Here is a 1,074-nt window from a genome sequence, read left to right as displayed (position 1 = left end):
GATGCCCATGCGCCGCAGCTCGGCAAAAGCGTTCGCGGATGCCGCCCTTGACGATGTCCTTCAGGTAGATGACGCCCAGCACCCGGTCGTTGCGCACCACCACCAGGGGCGTGCCGCCGGCCTTGGCGATGCGCTCGGTGATGGCCTCCAGCTCGGGATGGCGCACCGGCTGGCTGCCGCGCAGGGCCGCCACATGGCGCAGCACGGCATCCACCGCACCCTTGCGGATCTGGATACCGCCATCAAGGTCGACGCCGCTCATGCGCGTCTGGGCGGCGAAGGGGACGAAGCGGGCGTTCAGGCCGCCCATGTCCTTGCCGCGCAGGCCGTACTTCTCCTTGGCCAGCACGACGATGGACCGGCCCTCCGGCGTCTCGTCGCTGAGCGAGGACAGCTGGGCGGCCTCCGCCAGTTCCCTGTCGCTGACGCCCGAGACGGGAATGAACTCGGCCGCGTGGCGGTTGCCCAGGGTGATGGTGCCGGTCTTATCCAACAGCAGGGTGTCGACGTCGCCCGCCGCCTCCACCGCGCGGCCGGACATGGCCAGCACGTTGAAGCGCACCAGGCGGTCCATGCCGGCGATGCCGATGGCGGACAAGAGCGCGCCAATGGTGGTGGGGATCAGGGTGACGAACAGGGCCACCAGCACCACCACCGGCACCGTGCCGCCGGCGTAGGCCGCGAAGCCCGGGATGGTGACAACGGCCAGGATGAAGATCAGGCTCATCCCCACCAGCAGGATGTTGAGCGCGATCTCGTTCGGGGTCTTCTGCCGCTCCGCCCCCTCGACCAATGAGATCATGCGGTCGAGGAAGGTGGAGCCCTGGGCGGCGGTGATGCGGACGATGATGCGGTCCGACAGCACACGGGTGCCACCGGTGACGGCGGAGCGGTCGCCGCCGCTCTCCCGGATCACCGGGGCGGATTCGCCGGTGATGGCGGATTCGTCCACGGTGGCGATGCCGTCCACCACCTCGCCGTCGCTGGGGATGATGTCACCGGCGTCGACCACGACATGGTCGCCCACCTTCAGGTCAGCGGCCCCCACCTTCTGAAAGGTGGTGACGGCCGCCC

General features: G+C 69.3%; 1 protein-coding gene. It reads right to left on the bottom strand.

Annotation, left to right across the window (positions count from 1 at the left end):
* Positions 1–1,074, bottom strand: a 1,074-nt coding sequence (locus I55_RS18775; protein ID WP_148293831.1) for an HAD-IC family P-type ATPase, incomplete at both ends; no start/stop codon positions are given.

Source organism: Azospirillum sp. B4 (assembly GCF_000333275.1).
Taxonomy (GTDB): Bacteria; Pseudomonadota; Alphaproteobacteria; order Azospirillales; family Azospirillaceae; genus Nitrospirillum.
The sequence above is the reverse complement of the archived record's forward strand: the minus strand, read 5'-3'. Positions and strand labels throughout refer to the sequence as shown.